The 26178-nt window shown below is 72.6% G+C and carries 19 protein-coding genes; 1 reads left to right on the top strand and 18 read right to left on the bottom strand.

Annotated elements, in window-relative coordinates:
• Position 1: 1 nt before the first annotated feature.
• Positions 2 to 973 carry an FKBP-type peptidyl-prolyl cis-trans isomerase gene (locus DEJ23_RS02175; protein WP_111238591.1) on the bottom strand — a complete coding sequence of 324 codons (972 nt, stop codon included), beginning with the start codon at positions 971 to 973 and terminating at the stop codon, positions 2 to 4.
• A 6-nt stretch (positions 974 to 979) separates the two neighbouring features.
• A complete protein-coding gene (locus DEJ23_RS02180) occupies positions 980 to 1456 on the bottom strand; it encodes an OsmC family protein (RefSeq protein ID WP_111238746.1) in 477 nt (158 codons plus the stop codon).
• Between the two features lie 192 nt (positions 1457 to 1648).
• Between DEJ23_RS02180 and DEJ23_RS02185 the strand changes: the two genes are divergently transcribed.
• Positions 1649 to 2641: an asparaginase gene (locus DEJ23_RS02185; protein WP_111238592.1), complete on the top strand. Its 993-nt coding sequence runs from the start codon at positions 1649 to 1651 to the stop codon at positions 2639 to 2641.
• Positions 2642 to 2739: 98 nt separating this feature from the next.
• Here the strand turns inward: DEJ23_RS02185 and DEJ23_RS02190 are convergent, their stop codons facing one another.
• The 16 genes from DEJ23_RS02190 to DEJ23_RS02265 form a co-directional block, all read right to left on the bottom strand.
• Complete coding sequence (locus tag DEJ23_RS02190) at positions 2740 to 3435, bottom strand: hypothetical protein (RefSeq protein WP_111238593.1); 696 nt, start codon at positions 3433 to 3435, stop codon at positions 2740 to 2742.
• A 129-nt stretch (positions 3436 to 3564) separates the two neighbouring features.
• The gene (locus DEJ23_RS02195; RefSeq protein WP_375342256.1) at positions 3565 to 5535 is read right to left on the bottom strand and encodes a zinc-ribbon domain-containing protein; all 1971 of its coding nucleotides are present in this window, start codon (positions 5533 to 5535) and stop codon (positions 3565 to 3567) included.
• On the bottom strand, positions 5532 to 8024 hold the full coding sequence (locus tag DEJ23_RS02200; protein WP_111238595.1) for a transglutaminase domain-containing protein: 2493 nt from the start codon (positions 8022 to 8024) through the stop codon (positions 5532 to 5534). The genes DEJ23_RS02195 and DEJ23_RS02200 overlap by 4 nt, the downstream gene beginning before the upstream one ends.
• On the bottom strand, positions 8021 to 9364 hold the full coding sequence (locus DEJ23_RS02205) for a DUF58 domain-containing protein (protein WP_258375211.1): 1344 nt from the start codon (positions 9362 to 9364) through the stop codon (positions 8021 to 8023). The genes DEJ23_RS02200 and DEJ23_RS02205 overlap by 4 nt, the downstream gene beginning before the upstream one ends.
• Before the next feature lie 65 nt (positions 9365 to 9429).
• Positions 9430 to 10401, bottom strand: coding sequence for a MoxR family ATPase (locus tag DEJ23_RS02210; protein ID WP_111238597.1), 972 nt, complete (start codon positions 10399 to 10401; stop codon positions 9430 to 9432).
• A 49-nt stretch (positions 10402 to 10450) separates the two neighbouring features.
• Positions 10451 to 16288, bottom strand: coding sequence for an Ig-like domain-containing protein (locus DEJ23_RS02215; protein WP_111238598.1), 5838 nt, complete (start codon positions 16286 to 16288; stop codon positions 10451 to 10453).
• On the bottom strand, positions 16285 to 17694 hold the full coding sequence (locus tag DEJ23_RS02220; protein ID WP_111238599.1) for a serine/threonine-protein kinase: 1410 nt from the start codon (positions 17692 to 17694) through the stop codon (positions 16285 to 16287). The genes DEJ23_RS02215 and DEJ23_RS02220 overlap by 4 nt, the downstream gene beginning before the upstream one ends.
• Before the next feature lie 140 nt (positions 17695 to 17834).
• A complete protein-coding gene (locus DEJ23_RS02225; RefSeq protein WP_258375212.1) occupies positions 17835 to 18656 on the bottom strand; it encodes a PP2C family serine/threonine-protein phosphatase in 822 nt (273 codons plus the stop codon).
• 51 nt (positions 18657 to 18707) lie between these two features.
• Positions 18708 to 19517, bottom strand: a complete 810-nt coding sequence (locus DEJ23_RS02230; protein ID WP_146240168.1) for a hypothetical protein — start codon at positions 19515 to 19517, stop codon at positions 18708 to 18710.
• A gap of 38 nt (positions 19518 to 19555) precedes the next feature.
• Positions 19556 to 20119 (bottom strand): DUF4192 family protein, encoded by a 564-nt coding sequence (locus DEJ23_RS02235; RefSeq protein ID WP_111238601.1) that lies wholly within the window; start codon positions 20117 to 20119, stop codon positions 19556 to 19558.
• An 88-nt stretch (positions 20120 to 20207) separates the two neighbouring features.
• Positions 20208 to 20978: a YaaA family protein gene (locus DEJ23_RS02240; protein ID WP_111238602.1), complete on the bottom strand. Its 771-nt coding sequence runs from the start codon at positions 20976 to 20978 to the stop codon at positions 20208 to 20210.
• On the bottom strand, positions 20975 to 21238 hold the full coding sequence (locus DEJ23_RS02245) for a F0F1 ATP synthase subunit epsilon (RefSeq protein ID WP_058729238.1): 264 nt from the start codon (positions 21236 to 21238) through the stop codon (positions 20975 to 20977). The genes DEJ23_RS02240 and DEJ23_RS02245 overlap by 4 nt, the downstream gene beginning before the upstream one ends.
• A gap of 1 nt (position 21239) precedes the next feature.
• Positions 21240 to 22694, bottom strand: coding sequence for a F0F1 ATP synthase subunit beta (atpD, locus tag DEJ23_RS02250; RefSeq protein ID WP_111238603.1), 1455 nt, complete (start codon positions 22692 to 22694; stop codon positions 21240 to 21242).
• A gap of 48 nt (positions 22695 to 22742) precedes the next feature.
• Positions 22743 to 23645, bottom strand: coding sequence for a F0F1 ATP synthase subunit gamma (locus DEJ23_RS02255; RefSeq protein ID WP_111238604.1), 903 nt, complete (start codon positions 23643 to 23645; stop codon positions 22743 to 22745).
• Complete coding sequence (gene atpA, locus DEJ23_RS02260) at positions 23646 to 25274, bottom strand: F0F1 ATP synthase subunit alpha (RefSeq protein ID WP_111238605.1); 1629 nt, start codon at positions 25272 to 25274, stop codon at positions 23646 to 23648.
• 109 nt (positions 25275 to 25383) lie between these two features.
• Entirely contained in the window at positions 25384 to 26178 is a 795-nt protein-coding gene (locus tag DEJ23_RS02265; RefSeq protein WP_111238606.1) for a F0F1 ATP synthase subunit delta, read from the bottom strand.

The raw sequence follows: 26178 nt of genomic DNA on the forward strand, positions 1-26178 counted from the left end.
CTCAGCCCTTGGCGAGGATGTCGACGACGAAGACGAGTGATGCGTCCTTCGGGATGCCCGAGCCCTCCGGGGGGTTGGCACCGTAGGCGTCCTCCGGCGTGGTCACGATGAGCACCTGCGAGCCGACCTTCTGCCCGACGAGTCCCGTGACGAAGCCCTTGATGAGCGACCCCTCCGAGATGGTGAACGTCGTCGGGGCACCCTTCGACCAGGACGAGTCGAACTCCTTGCCGCCGTCGAGCTGGACGCCCTTGTACTGCACCAGGGCGGTGTCGCCGTTCGCGATCGCCTCGCCGTCGCCCTGCTTGAGGACCTCGACCTCCGTCTTCGACGGGGCCTCGGCGCCGGACGGGATGGTGATCTCCGGCTCGCCGTCGGCCTTGTCCTCGACGGTCGGCAGTGCGGGGTCCTGCTCCTGCGGGGTACCGGTCGCCTTGGTCGGCGTCTGGGCGATCACGTCGGCGACGACGACGATCTCACCGCCGGTGTTGAAACCGAGCGCCGCGGAATCGCCGACGGCGGCGACGCGGTCGCCGACCTTGGTGCACGCGAGGAGCGCACCGAAGCCGGTACCGCCCACCGACAGCACCTGCGGGTTGCCCTGGTCGAAGCCGACCGCGCCGAGCTTCGACGCGTCCGACGCCTTGTACACGGCGTAGGAGACCTGCGCGAACTCGCCGTCCTCCAGGGCCTTGCCCGACCCCTCGACGACGGTGGTCGCCTGCGGCGTCTCCGCGCTGATGCCCTTGTCGAACGACACCTTCGGTGCCTGGTCGCCACCGACGGTGCCGCTGACCGTGACCGCCTCCGAAGCGGATCCGGGCTCTGGGCACGACGAGATCGGGGTCGCCGAGGCGCTGGACGACGCGCTGGGCGATGCCGAGGCGTCACCCGAGCCGTTCCCGGAGCAGGCGGCGAGTCCGAGCACGACGGCGGGGACGATGGCGATCGGGAGCAGGCGGAGACGCTTCACGGGGACCTATCCTGCCGCACGGACCTTGGTGACCGGCGTGTGGTGGACGGGGAACGCCACCGAACGCGCGATGAAGCACAACCGGTTCGCCTCGGCGTGCGCGGCCTCGGCGTCCTCGACCCGGTCGGCCTCGACGACCGTGACGACCGGGCGCAGGGTCACACCGGTGACTTCGCCGGTGCCGTCCCGGTGGACGTCGAGGGACGCCGTGGCGGTGTCCTCGTAGCCGACCACCGTGAAGCCCTGCTGCACGGCGACGTACAGGTAGCTCATCATGTGGCACTGCGCGAGCGCGGCGAGGACCAGCTCCTCCGGGTTCCACCGGTCGCGGTCGCCGCGGAACGCCGGGTCGGCCGAGCCGGCGATGTCGGGCTTGCCCGCAGCGAGCACGTCGTGGTCGCGCCCGTAGTCGCGGTACCCGCTCGTTCCGGTGCCGCGGTCGCCGGTCCAGCGGATGGAGACCTCGAACGTGTGGTCGGTCACGGTGCGCTCCTTCGTGCGGTGGTGGTCCCGCGCTGCGGGGTGGTTCGTGCGCTGCGGGGTGGTTCGTGCGCTGCGGGGTGGTCCGTGCGCTGCGGGTGGTCCGTGCGCTGCGGGTGGTCCGTGCGCTGCGGGGTGGTCCGTGCGCTGCGGCACGCGTGCCGTGGTCGTGTCGCCGCTCGCTACGATGACGACATGACGGTGAGCCCCGACGTCCGAACCGACCGCCATCCTCTCACCGCCGCCGGCTCCGTCGAGCTCGCGGTGCTCGACCGCAACGGGTTCGACGAGAGCCGACACGTCGGTGCCGGTGTCGTGGTCACGGCCGACGGGAACGTGCTCGATGCCGCGGGTGACGTCGGCGCGAGCATCTACCCCCGGTCGACGATGAAACCGTTCCAGGCGCTCGCGATCCGCCGCGCCGGTGCGTCCTTCAGCGACGAGGAACTCGTGCTCACCACCGCGAGCCACGCGGGCACCGCTGCGCACCAGGCGCTCGCGCTGCACATGCTCGAGTCCTTCGACCACGAGGAGGCCGACCTCGGCTGCCCGCCCGACCTGCCCTTCGACCGGGCCACCGCCCGCACGATGGCGGGCCCGCGGCGTCTGGCGATGAACTGCTCGGGCAAGCACGCGGGCATGCTCGCCGCGTGCCGCGTGAACGGCTGGGACGAGGCGAGCTACCTCGACATCACCCACCCGCTCCAGCAGCGCGTCCGCGAGACCGTCGAGGAGTTCACGGGCGAGGTCCTCGACGTCGTCGGGACCGACGGCTGCGGCGCCCCGGTCTTCCCGCTCACCCTGAGCGGACTCGCACGTGGCTTCGCGGGCGTCGTCGCCCGCTCGGACCAGGACACCGCGGCGCTCGTCGACGCCGTGCTCGATCACCCGTGGGCGATCGACGGCATCGGACGAGCGAACACCGTGACGATCGAGCGCCTGCGGGTGCTCGCGAAGTTCGGCGCAGAAGGGGTCATGGTCATGGGCCTTCCGGGCGGGGCCGCCGTCGCGGTGAAGACCCTCGACGGATCGCAGCGCGCGGGCACGCTCGCGGCGCTCACGCTGCTCGAGCGGAACGGCCTGGTCGACGCCGCGGGCGTCGCCGACGTCATGACGGCGACCGGCGAGCAGGTGCTCGGCGGCGGCGTGCCCGTCGGTTCCATGCGGGCGGGGGCCGGCCTGCGCTGAACGGCGGTCCTCGCGACGACCGGACACCCGGCGTCCGGTCGTGCGACCTCCGGTCGTGCGACGTCCGGTCGTGCGACGTCCGGTCCCGCGACGTCCGGTCACCCGGAGAGGACGGGCAGGACGGGCTCGATCGCGGTCGGCGCGGCACCGGGAACGTCCTGCACCCGGCAGCCGTGCCGGGAGACCTCGACGAGGAGGTCCCACCTCCGCGGCAGCAGGTGGAGGCCCGGCACGAGGACGACCGTCGTGCGCGGCTCCCCCTCGGGTCCGAGGCGCACGGCCACCGCCGTGCCGCTCGGCAGCCCGGGCACACCCGCACCGGCCGACACGTCCGGGCCGGGTCGGGGACCGGTCGCCGTACGGACCCTGTCGGGGGCTGCGGCACCGTCGAGGGTGCTGTGGAGGGCGAGGTCAGCGAGCTGCTCGGACACCGCTGCGAACACCGCCTCGGCCAGTGCGCCGACGCCGACGACCACCACGTGGCAGGTGCCGCCCGCACCGACGGCGATCCGCACCGGACGGCCGTCCGACGACCGTCCGAGCACGACCGCGCGAGGTTCGCGTGCTTCCTCGCGAGGAGTGAGCGGGTCAGCACCGACGGGGTCGACCAGGAGCGGTCCGCTCGGCTCCGCCACCGGTGCCGTCCGGACGACCAGGACGTCGAGCGCCCCGCAGCACCCGGCCGCCAGGAGCAGGACCGAGCGCTGCGCTCCCGGCAGCTCGGCGACCACGCCGAGGGCCGCGAGCAGGACCGCAGCCCCGACGAGGCAGCAGCGAGCGGCGAACGGGGACACGCGCCGAGCGAAGCAGCCTCGCACCCCACGTGGCGGGAGCGCGTGGCTGTCTGGGGACGGGTCAGCTCTGGACGGCTCTTGTGCAGGAACGTGCGGCACGCCAGGGCGGCCCCGAGCCCGGACGGGACGTCACTGCACCAGGAAGAACTGCTCCCCGATGTCCACGCGCGCTCCACGTTCGACGCGGTAACGACGTCCGGGTTCACACCGGCGGATGCTGCCGTCGATGTGGCGGATCACCGTGCCGTTGCCGGAGAAGCGATCGGACACCCACAGGTCGTCACCGTCACGACCGAGCTCGAGGTGTGTCTTCGACACCGACTTGCCCGGGTCGTGCACCGTCAGCAGGTCCTCGAACCGCTCGCCCGGCTGCGGGCGCGGCAGACGTCCGAGCAGTCCGGTGCCCCGGACGGCGGCACGCTCACCCGTGCTGAAGTGCAGCACGAACGGAGCGTTCGTCGTGTTCGCGGCGACGATGCGCGTCTCCTCGACGTCCTCCTCGTCGTCGAACCCTGTCTCGCCGCTCGACGGGACCTGCGCCCGTCCGACTGCCGGGAGCACCGGACCGGTCGACCCCGGCAGGGGCGGGAGCGGTGCCGCGGTGGGCACGGACGGAGCGCCGTCCGCACCGGCGAGGGGCGCGGAGGACGGGACGGTCGGCGACACCGGAGCGGACGGGACCGCCGTGTCGGGGTCACCGATGGTCGCGACGTGGGCCCGTCGGCCCGGTGGACGGGTGCGCAGGGTGGGCGTGCGCGGGGTGGTGTCGAGGCTCTCGTGAGCGTCGCGAGCGGCGGTCCGGACCGGGTCCTCGCCCGGTGCGACCGGGTCGACCTGCCCGGCCCGGACGTCGTCGCCCGTGGCGGGCGAGGAACCCTGCACCGGTGCACCGGCGACCGGGGCCACTCCGCCGCCTGCGTCTGGCTGCTCCGCTTCGCCGCCCAGGTCGTCGCTCGGCAACTCGTCGCTCGGCAGCTCGTCGCTCGGCGCCTCGTCGGGCTCCTCGTCGCTCGGCAGCTCGCCGCTCGGCGCCTCGTCGGGCGCCTCTTCGTCGGCGGCCCAGTCGGGCCGGGCCATCGGCAGCGGCACCACCGGCCCGGTGAACGCGGCGGTCACCGTCGGGCGGACGGCCCCGCACTCGGCGCAGAAGATGTCGTCGGGTTCGAGCGTGTGCCCGCACACCGGGCAGGTCGCGGGACCGCTGCCCGGTGCGATGAGCGGGGTCGGTGCCGGACGGCGGTCGACGAGCGGCTCGACCGCCGCCGTGTCCCCGGGCCGCGGCCGCTGGTCCGCGTTCGTGTCGACGTCCTGTGGTTCCTCGCCCACGGGCGGTTCCGCCTCGGTGGCACCGCGTCCGACCCACCAGGACGGTCGCGAGGGCGGGACGGGTGCCTGCGGCGCGGGCCGGTTCCATGCCGGCACGCCCCACCGGTCGGCGGGCGGTGCGGTCTCCGGGTCTGCCGGTCGTGCACCGACGTCCTCCGCCGGTCGCTCCGGTCCGCTCGGGGAGGAGTCGGCACGGGGCGTGACGGGTTGCACCGGACCGGTGTGCGAGGGCCGGTCCGGCGGCGGTGTGGTCTGCTGCGTGTCCGTCACCGTCACCGGGTCGTCCGGTGACGCCGGGTAGGCGTCGGGGTCGAGCGGCGGCTCCGGGTCGGCGAACCCGGCACCGGTCGGCGTCGGATCTCCTGCGCGTCCGCCCGTCACGGGTCCGGCTTCGGCCCGGTCCGTGGTGCGGTGGGGTGCGGCGTTGACGTGCGCCGGCGCCTGCACCGGAGCCGGCGGCTGCTCGGCGGACTGACGATCGGCGGACTGACGCCCGTCCTGTGCGGGGCCGGCGTGCCCTCGCTGCCGGTCCTCGCCGGTGAGCCAGGCACGGGTGGCGGGGTCGAGCGTCGCCTCGGGCAGCCAGGCCTCGGACGCGGGGTCGGGGTGTCGGCCCTGCCGGTCCGGCTGACGCAGTGGCGGCGGCGGTGTGTCGTCGACGGGCGCCGCCGGAGCGGGCCGGCGGTTCGCCGAGACGTTCACCGACCGCCCGCACTCACCGCAGAAGATCGCCCCGTCGGGCAGCATCGATCCGCAGTGTTCGCATGTGATCACGGTTCGCCTCTGTCCTCACTCGGCCGTCCACGACGCTCGCCGGCCTCCGGCCCATCGTAGTCCCGGGGCCCGCGACGACCCTGGTCACGGTGGTCGAGCACCGCGACACCCGTCGTCCGCGCGGTACGCCCCTGCCGCTGACCGGACGGTCGCGCCGCCCCGCTCCGCAGCGACCGGAGCGACACGGCGGCTCGCCACCGCTCCCGCCGGTTCCGTCCCTGCCGCAGGCTGGCGATGGCCGCGCCGCTGGCCGCCCACATGCGGTCGGCGGTGCCGTCGTCGACGTCGTCCGGTCCGAACACGCTCCGGTCGGCCAGCGCCGCCAGTCCCGCGCCGCCCTCGCCCGGAGCACCGGCGACCGCTTCACGCCGCGTCGCCGCACGACCGACCTCGTGGCCCCGGTCGACCAGGGCGTCCCGGTACTCGTCCCACGCGCCGACGACCCGCGCCCGAGGGGTGGGGGCACGCCGTCGTCGCCGCCGCCGCAGGCGTTTGCGCGCGACCACGACGGCGAACGGCAGGAGCACGAGGGCGACGAAGCCGAGCGTCGCGAGCACCCACGGCAGCGCCGCGAGCAGGATCTGCAGCCACAGCGGCTGCACCGGCGGGGTGTCCCGGTCGCTCTGCGGCGGAGCCTGCTGGTCCTGGTCCTGCTGTTCGACGGGCGGCGGCGGCACGATCGTCTCCGGTCGGGTGACGGGCTGCGGGGTCTGGTCCTGCTCGTCGGGGATCTCCCGCACCACCGGGTTCGGGTTCACCATGACCCAGCCCCACTGGGCGGTGTCCACCTCGACCCGTGCGGTGACGTCCGACCCGCGCAGCGTGGTCGTTCCGCCCGCGCCGCCGCCGGAGGTCGCGCCGCCCGCGTCACCGCCCGGGGTGAACCCCATCACGACCCGCGACGGGAACCCCAGCTCACGGGCCATGAGCGCGGCGGCGACGGCGTACTGCTCCTGGTCGCCGATCATCAGCGGTGCCGTCAGGAGCTCCTGGATCCGGTCGGCTCCGTGCCCGGAACGGCTCGCCCGCTCGTCACCGACACCGTGGCTCACGTACCCGGAACGCTTCAACGACGCGATCGCCGCCACGAGCTTCGCGCCGTCGGTCCCCGCGTCGGCGGTCGTCGCGTCCACGCGTTCCCGGACCGCGTCCGGCACACCGGTCGGCGCGGGGAGGTCGGCCGGGCCCGGCCGGGCCGTCGCGAGCTGGTCGTCGCTCGGTTGGTCCGGCAGGACGGCGTCGAGGTCGTAACGGGTGTCCGCACCCACCCCGCCGACGACCGCGCCCGTGCCGGTCGACCGGTTGTAGAAGAAGGCACCACGGTCGCGGGCCGCGTCGCTCCCCCGGAACGCGACCGCTTCGAGGTCGCCCACCGTCGGCAGCCACACACCGCGGTAGCGGTCGACGTCGACCCCGACCTCGACGTCGCTCCCCCGGATGCCACTGACGTCGACCGTCGTCGGGACGCGCTCGAACGTCCCCGACGCCGCGGACCCGTCGTCACCGCCCACCCGGTAGACGACGCCGTCGTAGGTGTCCAGGGTCGCGATCCGCACGAACCCGCCCTGCGGCAACCCGGTCACGCGCAGCTGCGGCGCATCCGCTGCGTCGGGCTCCTCGTACGATCGGAAGGCGCTCAACGGACTCACCTCGTCGCGTGGGTCGAACGGCTTCACGACGTCGGTCCGCGCGACCGTGCGCCCGACGGACGGCGGCGCGACGAGTCCGAGCCCGGTCGCGACCACCGCCGCGGCGAGGATCGTCCCGGTCCCGACGACCGCGGGACGCACCACCGACCGCCAGACCGGGACGCTCGCGCCGACCGTGGTCGCCACCGAGACGGCGCGCCGGGCGTGCCGTACCGTGAGCGCCCAGACGAGCGCCATCCCGCCGAGTGCGACGGCCGTCACCACCGAGACGTCCAGACGGCTCGGCCCGACGACGACACCAGCCGCGAACACCACGAGGGCGGGGATGCTGGCGAGCTCCGGCCGGGAGGCGCGGGTCGCCACGCTGACGGACGCCACGGTCGCGACGAGCGTCGTCACGAAGTACGGCACCAGCAACGACTCGTAGGACCCGACCGGCAGGCTGATGGTCACCAGTCGCTTCCAGTCGAGGGCGACGCCGGCGAACAGGTCGACGAGTCCCGGTCCGGTGGGCAGGAGACCGGCGGCCTGCTCGGGGACCGCCGCCGGCACACCGGTCAGTGCGAACACGGCGACGGTCGACGCGCCGACCGCCACGGCGGGCAGTCGGGCGGTGGTGCCCGCGAGTGCGACCAGGGTACCGGCGATCACGGCGGTCACCCCGGCACCGACCATGGCACCGTCACGGTGCACGGGCCACCAGGACGTGCTCGCGACCGCGAGCAGGAGCCAGACGACGAGCGTCCCGCCCGCGAGCCGCAGGGGTGCTCGACGACGGTCCGAGCGCCGCGCCGCCCGCCGCGTCCGGCTCCGCGAGGGCGGGGTCGACGTCGCGCTCACGCTGCCGCCGCCGATCGGTGCAGCGCCTGACGCAGGTCGTCGAGGTAGCCGATCGTCACGACGGTCAACCCGGCGACGCGGAGGAACCGTGGCTGGGCCTCGGGCTCGCAGGTCACCGCGACCACCTCGACCCCGACCGGGAACCGCGTCGCCGCGAGCCGCAGCGCCGGCAGCCCGACCGACGACCCGACGACCAGGAACGCGACGGAGATCCCGGCGGTGTCCGTGCCGACGATGCGGGCGACCTCGGCGATCGGCAGGCAGGAGTCGGACAGACCGACGGTCGCGAACTCGTCGAGGAGGCGGGTCGGCGTGACCGTCGGGAGCCCCTGCACGGCGTACACCGGCCGCTTCGCGTACTCGGGGGTGCGCTCGGACACGACCACCGAGACGTCGCGGCCGTCCCGCACCGCCCGTGTGCCGAGCGAGGCAGCGGCACTGACCGCGAGCTCGAACTCGTCGTCGTCCGCGAACTCGCCGCGACCGGTCGCCAGGGCGACGACGAGGTGGGAGCGCCGCGTGTCCTCGAACTGCCGGACCATGAGCGAGCCGGACTTCGCCGTCGACCTCCAGTGGATCGTGCGGGGGTCGTCGCCGGGCAGGTACTCACGGATCGCGTGGAACGCGATGTCCGCGGGTGAGAGGTCCGTCGTCGCCTGCCCCTCGAGGTCGCGCACGAGGCCCGTGCTCGTCGACGGGATCGCGATCGTGCGCGGGTGCACGATGACCTGCTCGCGGGCAGTCCACACCACCTCTCGGCGGACCAGCCCGACCGGGTCTGCGCGCACCCCGGTGACCGGGCCCACGTCGAGGACGCCCCGGCACACGGTCGGGACCGGCACCTGCTGCTCGAAGACGCCCTGCGGCGCGACCGCCGGGATCGCGACGTCGACCAGGCCGCTCCCGACGGGTACCTCGACGCTCGTCGGCACGGAGGGCAGGCGCACGGGGTTCTGGGCCGTCACCACGACACCGGCTTCGTCGCCGACGGCGACGCGGCGTTGCGGCAGCCGCATCCGGATGACCAGCCGGGAACGCCCGATCAGGGCGATGCCGGCGACCACGACGAGGACCGCGCCGGCGAAGCCCACCACGACGACCTCGCGGAGCCCGAACCGGTACCCGAGGACGAACGCGAGGAGCGTGACGGCGGCGACCGTCCAACCCAGGCCCGTGACCACGGACGCGACCTCCGCCCACCCGCGGCGGACGAGCCTCCCGGCCGACGCCCATGCCTTCGCCGCGCCCACGACGGCGTCGGCGGCCACGCCGTCGCGGTCCCCGACCAGGCGGGTCCGCACGTTGGTGAGTCCGGCGACGGTCCTGGTCCGTTCGGACACGGTCGTCCCGCGCCGCGACCGCGTGACGTCGCGCCGTGATCGCGTGGCCGTCGGGCGGCGGTCGGTCACGACACCGCTCGGTCGGCGGGCGGCGGCGTCTCCACGAGGAGTTGCGCGACGACGCTCGTGGCGCTGACGCCGTCGAACTCCGCCTCGGCGTCGAGGACGAGGCGGTGGGCGAGCACCGGCACCGCCAGCGCCTTGACGTCGTCCGGGGTGACGTAGTGGCGGCCCTGCACCGCGGCGTACACGCGGGCGGCACGCACGAGGCCCATCGCCCCACGGACGCTGACGCCGAGACGGACCTCGCTCGCCGCGCGGGTGGCGTCCACCAGGCGGGCGACGTAGTCCGCGATGGTCGGGTCGACGTGGACTATGCGGGCGAGCGCCGCCATCTCGGTCACGGTCGCCGCCGGGACGACGCTCGCGAGCGGTACCGACGCCGACGGCGCCGACGAGGCCTCGAGGATGCGTACGGTCGCGGCGTGGTCGGGGTAGCCGATGGAGGTGCGCATGAGGAAGCGGTCGAGCTGCGCCTCCGGTAGGCGGTAGGTACCCGCCTGCTCGACGGGGTTCTGCGTCGCGATGACCATGAAGGGTGCCGCGAGTCGGTGGTTCACGCCGTCGACCGTGACCGCGGCCTCCTCCATCGCTTCGAGCAGCGCTGACTGGGTCTTCGGGCTGGCGCGGTTGATCTCGTCGGCCAGCACGATGTTCGCGAAGACCGGGCCGCGGTGGAAGTCGAACTCCTGCGCGCGCTGGTCGTAGACGCTGATGCCGGTGATGTCGCCCGGCAACAGGTCGGGGGTGAACTGGATGCGGTTCGTCGTCCCCTGCACGCTCTGCGCCATCGCCCGTGCGAGGCTCGTCTTGCCGGTGCCCGGGACGTCCTCGAGCAGCAGGTGCCCCTCGCTGAGCATGGCCGTCACGGCGAGGCGGATCACGAACGTCTTCCCGAGGAGCACCTGCTCGACGTTGGTCACGATGCGGCCGGCGACGTCGGCGAACCAGGTGGCCTGCTCGGGGGTCATGCTCATGCGGTGGGGTCCTCGTTCTCGAAGGGCAGGATCGTTGCGGGTCGTGACACTAGCCCGCGCCCGGGTCGCTCGTGCCGGTACCGGGCGGTGGGTCGGTCGCGCCGGTGTCCGGCGTGGTGACGTCCTTCGTGGCGCCGACCGGGTCCTGCTCACCCTTCACGGTCGCCTTGACCCGGATGGAGGAGGAGCCCTCGGGCACCGGGTCGGTCGTCGTCCACGGCGCGTTCGTCGCCGGGTTCGTGTCGGAGCAGCCGAGCAGCGGTCGGCAGTACGAGATCTGGTAGTCCTCCGGCTCCGGGACCAACCGCCCGTTGTTGTCCGGCGGATTGATCACAGGCGCCTGGCCGACGACTGCGCTGACGACGCTCGCCCGGGTGGTGAAGGCCGTGTCGGAGACCGGTCCGCCCGACGCGCAGTACTGCCCGTCGGTCGCGCACGCCGTGAACACCACGCTGGTCTGGATGCCGTAGCCGGACCCAGCGCCGAGCGAGGCGGCCCCGCTGAAGCGCACCGGGGCTCCGCCGTTCACCGAGTAGTACAGGTACTCCGAGGTCGGCTTCGCGGTCACGCGGATGTCCCAGTTCGGAGAGGTCTCCCCGTCCTGGACAGCTTCGATCGTCCCGGTGGGAGCGTCCGGCGTCTGGTAGCCCTGGACGCTGGCCGGCTGCGACGCGGTGCAGAAGAGGCCGTTGCTCGCGAGTGCGACGTACCGGTACTGGCTCGAGATCCGGTCGGACGCCGTCGACTCGTTCCAGACCTCCACGGCTCCGGCCGTCGAGCAGCCGGAGGGCACGGGGGTGGTGCTCGCGTACTTGGCGATCCGCCAGCTCGCACCCCCGCCGCCCCAGTCGGACTCCGACGCCCGCAGGGTGACGGCCGTCGTGGCCCCGCTCTGCTCGCCAGTGGCACTCAACTGCGGCGTCGCCGGTGCACCGACCGCGGAGCCCGAGGCGGACGCCTCGTTCCACTGCACGGGACTGCCGTCGCGGTCGGCGGCGTTCCGGGCGGAGACGCGCACGGTGTACGCCGCACCGCTCTGCGCGCCGGAGAAGGAGACGTTCGTCGCCGTGCCCGCGTTCCGCGTCGTCGAGAGGCCCGGACCGTCGACGGACACCACGTAGTTCGACACCGGCGACCCGCCGTTCGGCGTGTTCACCGCTCCCCAGGTCACGTCGAGCTGGTTCGGCGTCGCGCTGCTCGGTGCCACGCGCAGCCCCTTCGGCGCCGCCGGCACGAAGTCCGCACTGATCGGTGCCGAGGTGGCGGAGGGGTCCGAGTCGCCGACGGCGTTCCGCGCGATGACCGAGAACCGGTAGGACGCCGCCGGGTCGAGTCCGGTGATCGTGCACACGGTCGACGTGCCGCAGTCCTTCGTGACCCCGTTGCTCCCCTGGATCCGGTAGCCCGTGATGGCCGCGTTGTTCGCCCGCGGAGCGGACCACGACAGCGTCGCCTGGCCGCCCTGGAACGTACCCGTCCGGCTCGGCGCACCCGGCGTGTCCGGCACGTCCTGGACGGAGATCGTGACGTCGCCCCAGACGGAGCGGCTCGGGTCGTCGGTGGCGTCCGCGACCTGGTACTGCAGGTGCGCGTCCACCGGCTCGGCCCGCCCGGAGACCGCGACCTGCAGTCGCGTCCGGTCGGCGCTCGGCGTCACGCTGACCCCCGGCGGCAGCCCGCCGGACAGGCCCCGGATCGCGACGACGCGGAGTCGCTCGTCCGGGAACGGGTTCGTGGGTTCGTCGTTCGCCAGGACGTCGATCGTGGACGTCCGGCCCCGCTCCACCACGGCACGGTCGGCCCCCGGCTGCACGAGCGGTCGGGTCGACCCGACGACGCCGACCTGCACCACGCCGGAACGACCGGCGTTCGCGTCGTCCGCGACCCCGACGCCGATCGACGCGGCCGTGCCCTTCCTCGCGGTCTCGGCGACGGTGATCCGGAGACGCTGCCCCTGCACCGTCGCGGTCGTCCCCGATCCCGGCCGGCTCACCACGGAGTACCGCAGTTCGCGCACGTCGTCCGGGTACGGGTAGTCGGTCAGCTTCGTGAGGTCGATGGTCCGCGACTCCCCCGGCTGCATGTCGAGCGTGGACCCGGTGAACGCCGGCGGCTGGTTCGAGCGTGGCGTGACCGTGATCGGCAGTGCGAGCGTCGCGACCCGGCCCTTGCCCCCGTTCGCCTTCGACCCGTCGGTGACCTCGAACGAGATCGAGGCGTTGCCGTAGTAGAGCTTCGACGACGTGAACTGCAGCGTCGAGCGGTCGACCACCAGGTCCTGCCCGTTCGCGTGCGTGGCCTTCACCGTGCCGCGGTCGGTCAGCTCGGCGGTCCGACCGTTCGCCGTGACGACGTACCGGTCGAGCGGGATCCGCACCGTCGCCCCGCTCTTCACGGTCACGACCCCGGCGCTGCGGTCGACCTGCGGCAGGGCGTCGTCGAACCCGGGCACGTGGACGAACCCGTACGACACGACGTCGGGGTGGTCCGTCCGGGCGACCGAGAACGGGATCACCTGCGACGAGTCCGTGAGTTGGACCGTGATGCGACGGTCCGCAGTGACCCGTGCTGTGTCGCCGTAGCCGTCCACCACGCCGACCCGGAGCCGCGCGGTCGAGCCCTCGGCGAAGAAGACGTTCCGCAGCACGTCGACGGTGACGCTCTGGCGACGCAGGATGTCCTGCAGGTCGAGCGTCGTGTCGTCCACCTCGGGACGGAGGGGCGGGGCGTCCCGGTCCACCGTCACGGTCAGGAATGCCGTGCTCGACCCGCCGCTCGGGTTCGCCGCGGTGTAGAGCACGGCGAAGTCGCCCTCCGTCGCGGAGCGTGGCGGCGTGACCCGGATCTGGCTCCGGTGCAGGACCTCCGCGGTCACGCCCGCCGCGGTCGGCTCGGCGGCGGCCACCGAGAGCTGGCCCCCCTGCGGATCGGAGTCGTTCTGCAGGACCCGGACGGTCACCGATCCGCCGGGCCGGATCGTGACGTGGTCGGCCTCCGCCACCGGGTTGGCCGCCTGCTCGGCACGCGGGGTGATCCCGAGCCGCACCGTCCCCGTGGCACGGGCGCCCACGGCGTCGACGACGGTGTAGCTGAACTCGTCCGTGCCGGCCGAGTAGTCACCCGCGTCGTACGTCAGCGCGTCCGACGTGACGTCGCTCACCGACCCCTTGTCCGGGTTGTCCGCGACGCCGACGAGCTGGACCGAGTCACCGTCCGGGTCGATGCCGACGAGGGGCACGGTCACACGGACCGACTGCCCGGCGACCACGCGAGCGGTGACGGTCTCCGGGACGGGCGGGTTGTTCGTCGCCGCGTCCCGCTCGCGCACCGAGATGGAGACCGTGGCGTCGGCGTACTGGCCGTCGGGCCCGGCGACCCGGTAGACGGCCGTGTGGTTGCCCGGTGTGTCCGGCGCGAGGTACCGGAGCCGGTCACCGGACACGAAGAGCAGGCCGCCGTCGCCCGGCACGTTCTGCACGAGGTCGGGGTCGAGCGTCAGGGGTTCGCCCTCGGGCTGCGTGTCGTTGGCGAGGACGTCGATCTCCGTCACGTCACCCACCCGGACCGTGGCCGTGTCCGCCTGGGCCACGGGCGGTTGGATCCGGTCGGGCTTCGGGATCTCGACGACCGTGATCGTGCCGGTCGCGGTGGCGAGCCCGTTCGACTCGGTGTACCGGAAGGAGACCGGACCCTCGAGCGGCGCGGTGAGCGTGACGCGCACCACGTGCTGGTCGAGGATGTCCGCCTGGACGCCGCTCGCCTGCTCCGGCCCGTCGAGCGCCGTGACCATGAGCACCCCGCCCGCCGGGTCCGTGTCGGTCGCGGTGACGTCCGTGTCCTTCGTCGACAGGGTGTTCACGAAGACGGTCTTCGGCGTGGTGATCGGCGGGGTCGAGGCATCCGGCGGCGCGAGGACGGTGACGCGCACGACGCCGCTCGCGGTCTTCGTCCCGTCCGTCACGGTGTACTCGAGCTGGTGGTCGCCCGCGCCTGCGCCCTGCACGCGGAAGGTGCCGGCGTCGTACGCCGGGGTCACGGTCAGCCCGGCGGCGGACGACACGCTCGTCAGGGTGATGGTCCCGTTGCCGCCGCGGACGTGCTCGAGCGGGTCGACCGTGAAGGCCTTGCCCGCGTACCCCTGCACGGCGAACGGGTCCGCGTGCAGCGGGACGCTCCCCTGTTCCGCGACGCGGACCGTCATCGCACCGCGGCCGCGGTCGCGCCCGTCGCTCACCACGAGCTGCACGGACCGCTCGCCCGTGCGGCCGCTCGCGTTCCGGAAGTCGAGCATGCCGTCGGGGGTCGTCGACACCTGGTCGCCGTCGGCGGTGGCGGACTCCAGGTACACCGGGTCGCCGTCCGGGTCGACCCAGTCGGACAGCACGTTCGTGACGACGTGCCCGTTCTGCACGACGTCGGCCGAGGTGCTGCGGACCTGTCGCGGCGGTTCGTTCTCGGCGCCCGGACGGACCGTCACCCGAACGGTCGCGGAGTCCGACCCGCCGTTGCCGTCCGTGATCGTGTAGGGGAAGGACAGCGTGCCCCGCGCGTCGTCCGCGAGGGTGATCTGCAGGCGTTGCCCGTCCCCGACCACCGCGACGCTCCCGGCGGCCTCGTCGACGCTGCCCGCGTCGCTGATCACCAGCGGGTCGCCGTTCGGGTCGTGGTCGTTGAGCAGGACCGGGAGGCTGGTCGTCCGGCCCGGGCGTGCACCGAGGTCGTCGTCGACCGCGACCGGCGGCTTCTGGTCCTTGTCGACCTCGGGGTCGTCGTCCGACACCCGTTCCTGCTGCTGCTCGTCGTCCTGCTCGATCAGGTCGGCCCAGTTGTCGATGAGCTGCCCACTGCGGTCGATGGCCCAGGAGCGTCCGGACCGCGGGTCGTTCGCCACCACGGTCTCGCCGTTGTGCACGATCTGCAGGTCCTCGCTGTCCGCGGTCCTGGCGAGCTGCTGCAGCCCGGAGCCGCGGCAGGAGTCCATCGCCTGGCCCCCGGCCCACACGGCGTACGTGCACGTCCCGACGACGGCCGGGCGCGCGGCGCGACCGGACACCCGGAGCGCGGTGCGGTCGACCTGCCCGGAGGCGGACACGCGGACCAGCCCGGCGGTCCCGGCGACGACGACGTCGGACGAGGCGTCGGACGACCGTTGCAGGGCCGGTGCGTCGCCCACTCGGTCCCCCAGGTCGATCGTGTCGCCGTCGACGGAGAGCTGACCGGTGGTGCGGTCGAGCACGGCGACGTGGTCGCCGAACGAGGCGACCTGGAAGTCGTGGTCGCGGTCGAAGCGGACGTCCCACCGTCGGTCGACGGTCAGGTCGGTGGCCACGTCGACGAGGGACGCCCGTCCCGTGCGCGGCGAGTAGACCGCGACGTGGCGGTCGGAGGTGTCGAAGACCGCGTCCGCGCCGAGGGTGAGGTCGGCCTCCGTCGCGACGTCGAAGTCGGCGAGGTCCGCCGTGGGCGTCGCCCAGATCTCACCGGTGTCACCGTTCCCGATGATCGCGGTGTCACCGGCGAGGAAGACCTGCGGCGACCCGGCGGGCAGCGTCACGGCGTCACCGACGGTCGCGTCCGCGACGTCGACCTTCGAGACCGTGCCCTTCGTGCCGTCGACGCTGTAGACGTCCGCGCCGCGCTGCAGGACCGACAGGTCGTCGCCCGGGGTCTCGACCGCCGTGTTGAGCTCGAGCACTCCGGTGTTCGCCCGACCGACGGCACCGTACTGGGCGGAGGGGACCCACACCGTGCCGTCGCCGAGGTCGACACGCTGGGTGTGGTAGCCGGTGGACACGACGGCCGCCGTCGCGACGACCGCTCCCACCACGACGGACGCCCCCACCGAGACGGCTGCTGAGCGGTGCCTGGCGAGGAACGTGCGGATCACCCTGCACCGCCGATCGTGCCGCACTGCTCTGCGCTCGTCGTCCCGGTCTTGCCGTCGCGGTTCACCGCCACGGTGATGCACTCCTCGGCGCCCGGCTCCCCGGAGACCACGAAGGTCGTGCCCGTCTGCTGGCTCGTGGCGCCGCCGGAGGTGATGACGTAGGTGTCACCGGTCCGGAGTCCGGGGTCGGCCCAGCTGAACGACACCGAGTCCGCGCCCGCCTGCGTACGGACGTCCGACACCGTCGGGATGGCCGCGGTCCCGACCCGGGTCACGAGCAGGACGGTGACCACCGCGAGTGCCGCGACCACCAACGCCCCTGCCGAACCCGCCCAGAGGAAGGCGGACCGGCTGCGCCGCCGGGCACGCGTCACCGATCCGGTGCGGTGCACCGTGCCGACGCTCTGGACCCCGACGGAGGTCCCGCCCTGCACGGGACGACGCACCCGCCGACGAGCACCGACCCGTGACGGCGCCTGGAGCTCGCGCACGACGGTCCGGTCGCCGTCCGACGACGGCGTGCTCACCGCCCAGGCCTCGACCGCGACGTCCGCGGGGGTCTGCGGGAGCCCGAGTTCGGCCTCGACCTGCTGGAGACCGCGGACGAACTCCATCACCGTCGCCGGGCGGGCGGCGACCCGACGCGACATGGCCGTCGCGAGCATCCGCTCGAGCGAGGGCGGCACGTCGGTGCGTCCGGTCGGCTTCACGCCGCCCTTGTCGATGCGGTCCATGAGGTCGGCCGCCGAGTTCGCCCCACCGCGCACCTCGAAGGGGCTGCGGCCCGCGAGCAGCGACCAGACCGTCGCGGCCAGCGAGTAGACCTCGGACTGGACCGAGCCCCGGGACTCGTCGCCGAGCACCTCGGGCGCGGACCACGGGATGGACATGCCGACGGGCTCGTCAGGAGCGGCGCTGCCGATGGTCGCCGCGATGCCGAAGTCCGACAGGACGGGAGCACCGTAGGCGGTGCGGAGGATGTTCGACGGCTTGACGTCCCGGTGCAGCACGCCTTCGCGGTGCGCGGTCTCGAGCGCGGACCCGATCCGGACGCCGATCGCCAGGACCTCGGACACGGGGACGGGCTCACGTCGGTAGCGCTCGCTGAGCGACGAGGAACAGAGTTCCATCACGAGGTACGGGCGGCCGTCGGCGGCGATGCTCGCCTGGAAGACGGTCAGGATCGACGGGTGGGTGCTGAGGCGTGCCATCAGGTTCGCCTCGGCCTGGAACATCTGGCGCACCCGGTCGTCCACGACCTCGTCGAGCAGCACCTTCACCGCGACCTGGCGCCGCGGCATGTCCTGCTCGTACAGGAAGACGTCGGCGAAGCCACCCGAGCCGAGCACGTGCACGGGACTGAACCCCGCGATGACAGGCGGGTCGGACGGCAGGCGTCGAGCCAAGTGCCTCCTCCTGTTCCCCGGCCGACCGTCGGCCGTTCCTTCCTCGCGGCCAGGTCATTGTACGAAGCCCCGCAGGACGCCCAGGCCGTGCGGGTGACCCTGTGGACAGCGACCATCCCCCACTTCGGGGGGGGAGGTGTTCAGTGGCGTGGGAGGGTGTCCTCGACGTCGGCGTCGGCTGGTGCGCCGTCGACCTGGACGACGACCACCGTCACGTTGTCACGCCCGCCCGCCACCACGGCGTCGCCGACCAGCCGCTCCGCGAGGGCCTGTGCAGAGGGCACCCGGGCGGCGATGCGGGCGATACCGGCGTCGCCGAGCTCCTTCGTCAGCCCGTCGGAGCAGATGACGTACCGGTCCCCCGCGCGCAACGGGAGCGTCCACCAGTCCGGCTCGGGCGGTTCGCCGAACCCGACCGCGCGGGTGATCACGTTGCTGTCCGGGTGCTGCTCGGCGTCCTCGGCACGCAGCAGTCCGGCGTCCACCATCTCCTGCACCACCGAGTGGTCGACGGTCACACGGTGCAGCGCGCCGCCCTCGATGCGGTACGTGCGCGAGTCGCCCACGTTGAAGACGAGCGCGGCCGGCTGTCCCTGGGCGGCGACGAGTGCCACGCCGGTCACGGTGGTGCCGGCGCCGAGGGCGTTGCCACCCGCTGCGCGCTCGATGTCCGCGGTCGCGAGGAGCAGCGCCCTCTGGATGTGCTGCCGGGTGGTGAAGGGCCCGTCCGTCGCCTGGTCGAGCCGGCGCACGACGGCGTCACTCGCGCGGTCCCCTGCCAGGTGCCCGCCCATGCCGTCGGCGACGACGAAGAACGGCGCGCCGACGAGGTAGCTGTCCTCGTTGTGGTCACGGCGCCGACCGACGTCGGTCGCGGCGCCCCAGGAGAGCGTCAGGGGGGTGCCGTCGGCACCGGGGATGTCGATGGCGTGCTCGGTGGCAGCTCGGCCGAGTTCGGTCACGGTTTCAGGGTCGCTCTCTGGGGGTCGGGGGCGTGCCGGTCGGTCGATCCGTCAGGGGACCGACGGGAACGGTGGGAGGCCGTCGTCCGGTCCGGCCCGGAGATGCGGCGACAGGAACTCGATGACGTTGCCGTCGCCGATCTCGACAACCGTACCCGTCAGGACGACGATCGACGCACCCGCCGCCATCCGGAACGGCGCGGCTCCGGGTGGACGGACCACGGTGCCGTTCGTCGATCGCAGGTCGTCGACGACCGCAGCCTCGCCCTCGGCGTGCACCAACAGGTGCGACGACGACACCTCCCCGCTCGGGGACGGCACGGTGAGCAGGCGGGGCTCGGCGCCCCGCACCACCCGGGGCAGCGCGGGCCTGCGGCCCACGAGCACCGGTCGGTCGAGGCGGACGACACGGCCGCCGATCCGGATCGACGGCACCCGTGCGCGGGTCTCCGGGCCAGCCGGGAGGCCCGCGGCACCGCCGCCGGGACCGTTCGCCCCGGCCGTCGGTCGCGCCGTGCCGATGCCGCCGTCCGACGCACCGGAGTACGCCGCGCCCGGACGCGGGTGCGGTCGGACGACGGTGTCGTCGACGGGTCCTCCGCCTGCGGCACGATCCTCCGCCCCGGTCCGGATGACGGTGTCGACGAGCGGGTCACCGGGCAGCAGCCGGGCAGAGCGCGGGCGGAGGACGGTGTCGCCGAGCGGGTCGTCGTCGTCCGGCACGGCGGCGGGCGGACGGACGACGGTGTCGTCCGCAGCCGGAGCCGCGCGGTCGTCGTCCTCGGCGTCGGTGTCAGGACGCGCACGGATGACCGTGTCGTCGACGTCGTCGCCGCGTTCCCGCCCTGCCTCCATGGTCATCCCACCGTAGACGATCCGGTCCGCCCCGTGGGGCTCCCTCACCACGCCGGTCCGTAGCCGGAACGCACGGCCCGGAGCACCAGCCACGCGAACGGGTCGTCCGGACGGGTGTCGAGTGCGTGCCGAGCGCGGACCTCGGCCCGGGCGGCCGAGCCCACGGCCCAGGCACACCACGACCCGAGCGCGAGCGCGCCGGCCGCACCGATCGCGACGTCACCCGACGGCCCGCCGTCCGTCCGCCACGCCCGCCACGCCGTGGCGCACCGGTCCCCCGCCAGCCGCAGCCGAGCACGGTCGGGTTCCGGGCCGGACCCGCCGAGCGCCGCTGGCGTCGGGTCGCGGAACGGGTCGAACGGGACCACCTCGCGCGGATCCGGACCACGACGGTCAGCGAGGAAGCCGACCATCGCGAACCGCGTCGCGAGCGCGCCGCACGCCGTGACCACCGCCACCGCGCGCCTGCGGTCGAGCTGGTCGGCGGAGGCCCCGGCCGGCGGGGGTGCGACCAGTGCGGCGCACGCCGCGCGGAGGGTGACGGCAGCCGCGATCTCGCGGGGGTAGCGCATCGGGGTGGCAGGGTGTCCGTGTCTCGTCGAGGTCATGCTCGAGATCGTGACGGAGCACGCGCCTCCGGACCGCTCCGTGCACGAACCTGTGGACCGCGAACGGTGACGACCAGGCTGTGCAGGATCAGGCCGGCACGGCCTCCAAGCTATCCGCGACCAGGTCCCAGCCGTCCGCGGTCCGCTCGAGCACCACGTCGTGCGCCCGTGCCCACGCGAGCAGCTCGTCCGTGTCGACGACCTCGGCAGCCGTCCGGCCGAGCAGCGCGACGAGTCGCCCCTTCGCCGTCTTGTTCCAGTGGTTCAACGCCTTCCGACGCCCGCCCTCGTCGACACTCACGACGCGCAGCGCCACCGCCCCCGGAACGGGACCGAGCGCGCGGTACCCCTCGGACCGCAGGTCCAGGACGAGTCCGTGGGACCGCGCGACGAGCGCATCGGCGGCCGCAGCGGGCCAGTGCTTGGCGAGCCGGAGCGCGCCCAGTCGCGAGTCGTGCGACAGCCGGTAGGCCGGGATCCGGTCACCGGCACCGATGGGCCCGAACATGGCGGACTGGATCACCACGTGTTCCGCCCACCACCGACGGGTGGTCTCGTCCGCACCCTCGGCGCCGAGCGGGTCGTAGAGCACCCCGGTGTACCGCTCGATGGCCGGCATCGTCGGGGACGAGTCCAGCTCGAGGTTCCGGAGGCGCTCGGCGATCGACCTCGGACCGAGCTTCAGGGCCGTCCGCGCGGAGGACTCCTCGGAACTGACGGAGCGGGCCGCGGTGATCACCGCGGCCCGCTCGTCGGCCAGTTCCGGGAAGGACAGCGCACCCAGGTCGAGGGTTCGTGTCGGATCCCCGCCCTCCCGCTTCGTCTCCGACGGCGGGAGGAGGACGGTCAGATCGGTCAGGACGCCAGCGCGGCCTGCCGCGCCACGATCGTGACCGTGTCGTGCTCGACCGACAGGAAGCCGTCCTCGGCGTCCGCCGTCACCGTCGAGCCGTCGGCCCGGGTGATGCGGACCTGCCCCTGCGCGAGGGTCGCGAGCAGCGGCTCGTGCCCCGCGAGGATGCCGATCTGGCCCTCCGTCGTGCGTGCCACGACCATGGTGGCGTCGCCCGTCCAGACCTCGCGGTCCGCCGAGACGACGCTCACGGTGAGTGCCGCCATGTCAGCGGTTCTCCTTCTGGATCTGCGCCCACTTCTCTTCGACGTCGTTGATGCCACCGACGTTGAAGAAGGCCTGCGTGGCCACGTGGTCGAACTCGCCGTCGGCGATCGCGCGGAAGGACTCGATGGTGTCCTTGAGCGGGACCGTCGAACCCTCGACACCCGTGAACTTCTTGGCCATGTACGTGTTCTGCGAGAGGAACTGCTGGATACGACGAGCGCGCTCGACCGTGATCTTGTCCTCTTCGGAGAGCTCGTCGACACCGAGGATCGCGATGATCTCCTGCAGCTCCTTGTTCTTCTGCAGGATCTGCTTGACGCGCGTCGCGGTCTCGTAGTGGTCGGCGCCCAGGTACCGGGGGTCCATGATCCGCGACGTCGAGGTCAGCGGGTCGATGGCCGGGTACAGACCCTGCGACGCGATCTCACGCGAGAGCTCCGTCGTGGCGTCGAGGTGCGCGAACGTGGTCGCCGGCGCCGGGTCGGTGTAGTCGTCGGCCGGCACGTAGATCGCCTGCAGGGAGGTGATCGAGTGACCACGCGTCGAGGTGATGCGCTCCTGGAGCACACCCATCTCGTCGGCGAGGTTCGGCTGGTAGCCCACCGCGGACGGCATGCGACCGAGCAACGTGGAGACCTCGGAACCGGCCTGCGTGAAGCGGAAGATGTTGTCGATGAAGAGGAGCACGTCCTGCTTCTGGACGTCACGGAAGTACTCCGCCATCGTCAGCGCCGACAGGGCCACGCGCAGACGCGTTCCCGGCGGCTCGTCCATCTGGCCGAACACGAGGGCCGTCTTGTCGAAGACACCCGCCTCTTCCATCTCGCCGATGAGGTCGTTGCCCTCACGGGTGCGCTCGCCCACACCGGCGAACACCGAGACACCACCGTGGTCCTGCGCGACGCGCTGGATCATCTCCTGGATGAGGACCGTCTTGCCGACGCCCGCACCACCGAAGAGACCGATCTTGCCACCCTGCACGTACGGGGTGAGGAGGTCGATCGACTTGATGCCGGTCTCGAACATGGTGGTCTTCGACTCGAGCTGGTCGAAGGCCGGGGCCTTGCGGTGGATCGGCCAGCGCTCGGTGATCTCGAGCTTCTCGTCGGTGTTCAGCACGTTGCCGAGCACGTCGAAGACCTTGCCCTTGGTGACGTCGCCGACGGGGACCGAGATCGGGGCGCCCGAGTCACGGACCTCCTGACCGCGGACGAGACCGTCGGTCGGCTTCAGCGAGATGGCACGGACCAGGTCGTCGCCCAGGTGCTGCGCGACCTCGAGGCCGATCTCCTGCGTCTGGTCACCGATGGAGACCGTCGTGTACAGGAGGTTGTAGATGTCGGGGATGGCGTCGTGCGGGAACTCGATGTCGACGACGGGACCCGTGACACGGGCGATCCGTCCGACACCGGGCGCCGACGACGTCTCGACCGCGGTGGTGGCGGTGTCGGTCATGGCGTGTGCCTTCCTGAGGGGTGGTGTCTGTCCGCGAACGTTCGCGGACTACTTCTTCTTCGACGAGAGGGCGTCGGCGCCGCCGACGATCTCGGAGATCTGCTGGGTGATCTCGGCCTGACGCGCGTTGTTCGCGAGCCGGGTGAACTCGTTGATGAGCGAGTCGGCGTTGTCGCTCGCGGACTTCATGGCCTTCTGGCGGGCGGCGTGCTCGGAAGCGGCCGACTGCAGCATGGCGTTGAAGATGCGGCTCTCGATGTAGACCGGGAGCAGCGCGTCGAGGACGGCGTCGGCGTCGGGCTCGAACTCGTAGAGCGGCAGGGGCTCACCGTCGGACGGCTCCTCGACCCCCTCGACGACCTCGAGCGGGAGCAGGCGCACGACCTGCGGCTCCTGGGTCGCCAGGCTGACGAACCGGTTGAAGACGATGTGGATCTCGTCCACGCCGCCCTCGGCGGTGTCCTGGAGGAACTTCGACACGACCGCGTCGCCGATCTCCTTCGCCGTCGAGAACTCCGGCTGGTCGGTGCCGCCGATCCACTGCTGCTCGGACGCCCGCTCACGGAACGTGAAGTACCCGACCGCCTTGCGGCCGACGAGGTAGAACACGACGTCCTTGCCCTCGCTGCGGAGCAGGGAGGCGAGCTCCTCGCCCTGCTTGAGGACGTTCGAGCTGAACGCGCCGTTCAGGCCACGGTCCGAGGTGAACAGCACCACGGCGGCGCGGGTCGACGACTCGGGCTCGGTGGTCAGCACGTGGTCGACGTTCGAGAACGTCGCCACGGCCGACACGGCCCGCGTCACGGCCCGCGAGTACGGACCGGACGCGGCCATGCGCGCCTGTGCCTTCTGGATCCGCGACGCCGAGATCAGCTCCATCGCGCGGGTGACCTTCTTCGTGGTCTTCGCGGAGCGGATTCGCTGCCGGTAGACCCGGACCTGTGCTGCCATCTAGCGACGACCCTTGACGATCTGCTCCTGGTCGACGTCCTCGGCGTCCGCCGCGTCGAACTGCTCGGACCCGAGGGTCCGGCCGTCGCTCGTCTGGAACCCCTTGGTGAAGGCGTCGATCTCGCGGTCCATCGCAGCGACGGTCTCGTCGCTGAGCTGGTTGGTCTCGCGGAGCGTGGTGAGGACGTCGGAGTTGCGACGCAGGTGCTCGAGCAGTTCGGCCTCGAAGCGGAGCACGTCGGGGACGGGCACCTCGTCGAGCTTGCCGTTCGTGCCGGCCCAGATCGAGACGACCTGCTCCTCCACCGGGTACGGCGAGTACTGCGGCTGCTTGAGGAGCTCGGTCAGACGCGCACCGCGGTCGAGCTGACGGCGCGACGCCTGGTCGAGGTCGGACGCGAACATCGCGAACGCCTCGAGGGAGCGGTACTGCGCCAGCTCGAGCTTGAGCGTGCCGGAGACCTTCTTGATCGACTTGACCTGTGCGTCACCACCGACGCGCGACACCGAGATGCCCACGTCGACGGCCGGGCGCTGGTTCGCGTTGAACAGGTCCGACTGCAGGAAGATCTGGCCGTCGGTGATCGAGATCACGTTGGTCGGGATGTAGGCCGAGACGTCGTTCGCCTTGGTCTCGATGATCGGCAGACCCGTCATCGAACCGGCACCGAGGTCGTCGGACAGCTTGGCGCAACGCTCCAGCAGGCGGGAGTGCAGGTAGAAGACGTCACCCGGGTACGCCTCGCGGCCCGGCGGACGACGCAGCAGCAGCGACACGGCGCGGTAGGCCTCGGCCTGCTTCGACAGGTCGTCGAAGATGATGAGGACGTGCTTGCCGCCGTACATCCAGTGCTGGCCGATGGCCGAACCGGTGTAGGGGGCGAGGTACTTGAAGCCGGCCGGGTCGGAGGCCGGGGCGGCGACGATGGTGGTGTACTCCATCGCGCCGGCGTCCTCGAGCGCGCCCTTGACGGAGGCGATCGTGGACCCCTTCTGGCCGATCGCGACGTAGATGCAGCGGACCTGCTTGTCCTCGTCGCCCGACTCCCAGTTGGCCTTCTGGTTGATGATCGTGTCGATCGCGATGGCCGTCTTGCCGGTCTGGCGGTCGCCGATGATCAGCTGACGCTGACCGCGGCCGACGGGGATCATCGCGTCGATGGCCTTGATGCCGGTCTGCAGCGGCTCGTGGACCGACTTGCGGGACATGACGCCCGGGGCCTGGAGCTCGAGGGCGCGGCGGCCCTCGGCCTGGATCTCGCCGAGACCGTCGATCGGGTTGCCGAGCGGGTCGACCACGCGACCCAGGAAGCCGTCGCCGACGGGGGCCGAGAGGACCTCGCCGGTGCGGGTGACCTCCTGGCCCTCTTCGATGCCGCCGAACTCGCCGAGCACGATGGCGCCGATCTCGTCCTCGTCGAGGTTCTGCGCGAGACCGAGGGTCCCGTCCTCGAAGCGGATGAGCTCGTTCGCCATGACGCCGGGGAGGCCCTCGACGTGCGCGATGCCGTCACCGGCGTCGGTGACGTGCCCGACCTCGGCCGTGGAGGCCTTCGTCGGCTCGTAGTTCGAGACGAAGTCCTTCAGGGCATCACGGATCTCATCGGGGCTGATGGTGATGTCTGCCATGGGATTTTCCTTGTTGGTTTCCGGGGCCCTTCGGCTCCGAGAGGGTGATGCTGCCCGGTGAGGGGCAGTTCCCGTTGTGGACTTGGAGGAGTCGGCTTCGACGGTACGCTCAGCCGGCGAGCTGGAGCCGGAGCTCCGACAGGCGCGTGGACACCGTGCCGTCGATGACGTCGCCACCGACCTGCACGCGGACCCCGCCGACGACCGCGGGGTCGACGACCTGGTTCACGCTGACGTCCTTGCCGTAGCGCTCGGCGATGCCACGGGCGACGCGGGCCGCCTGGCCATCGGAGAGCGGCGAGGCCGTGATGACCGTCGCGACGACCTTGCCGGCCTGGTCGGCCACGATGCGCGAGGCGTCGCGGACGATCTCACCGATGCGGCGACCCCGCGGCTGCTGCACGAGGTGCTCCAGGATCGCGGTGGTCTGCGGCGAGACCTTGGAACCGACGAGGCGCTGCACGAGCGCACCCTTCTCCGACGGGCTGCCGAGCTTGGTGCCCAGCGCCAGCTCGAGGGCGGCGTCCGAACGGACGGCGGTCTCGAAGGAGAACAGCTCGGCCTCGATCGACGTCTCCGCCGATGCGGTCCGGGCGACGGCGCGGATCCCCGCGTCCTCGATCCCTGCCAGCAGGTCCTGCTGCGAGGACCAGCGCGAGCCGGCCACCGCGGTCAGGACCGCACGCGTGGCGTCGGACTGGCCGCCGAAGACGCGGTCGATGACCGCCTTCTTCCCGACGACGTCAGCCGTCGGGTCGGCGAGCAGACCGAGCAGCTGGGGCGCCCCGGCGACCGCACGCCCTGCGGCGAGGATCTCGACACCCGTGCCGAGCTGGACGGCGTCGCCGAGGTCGGCGAGCACCGCCCGCGTCGACGCGAGCGCTTCCCTGGTGGCGCTGCGCAT

This window comes from Curtobacterium sp. MCSS17_008 (assembly GCF_003234185.1).
In the GTDB taxonomy this organism is placed as follows: domain Bacteria; phylum Actinomycetota; class Actinomycetes; order Actinomycetales; family Microbacteriaceae; genus Curtobacterium.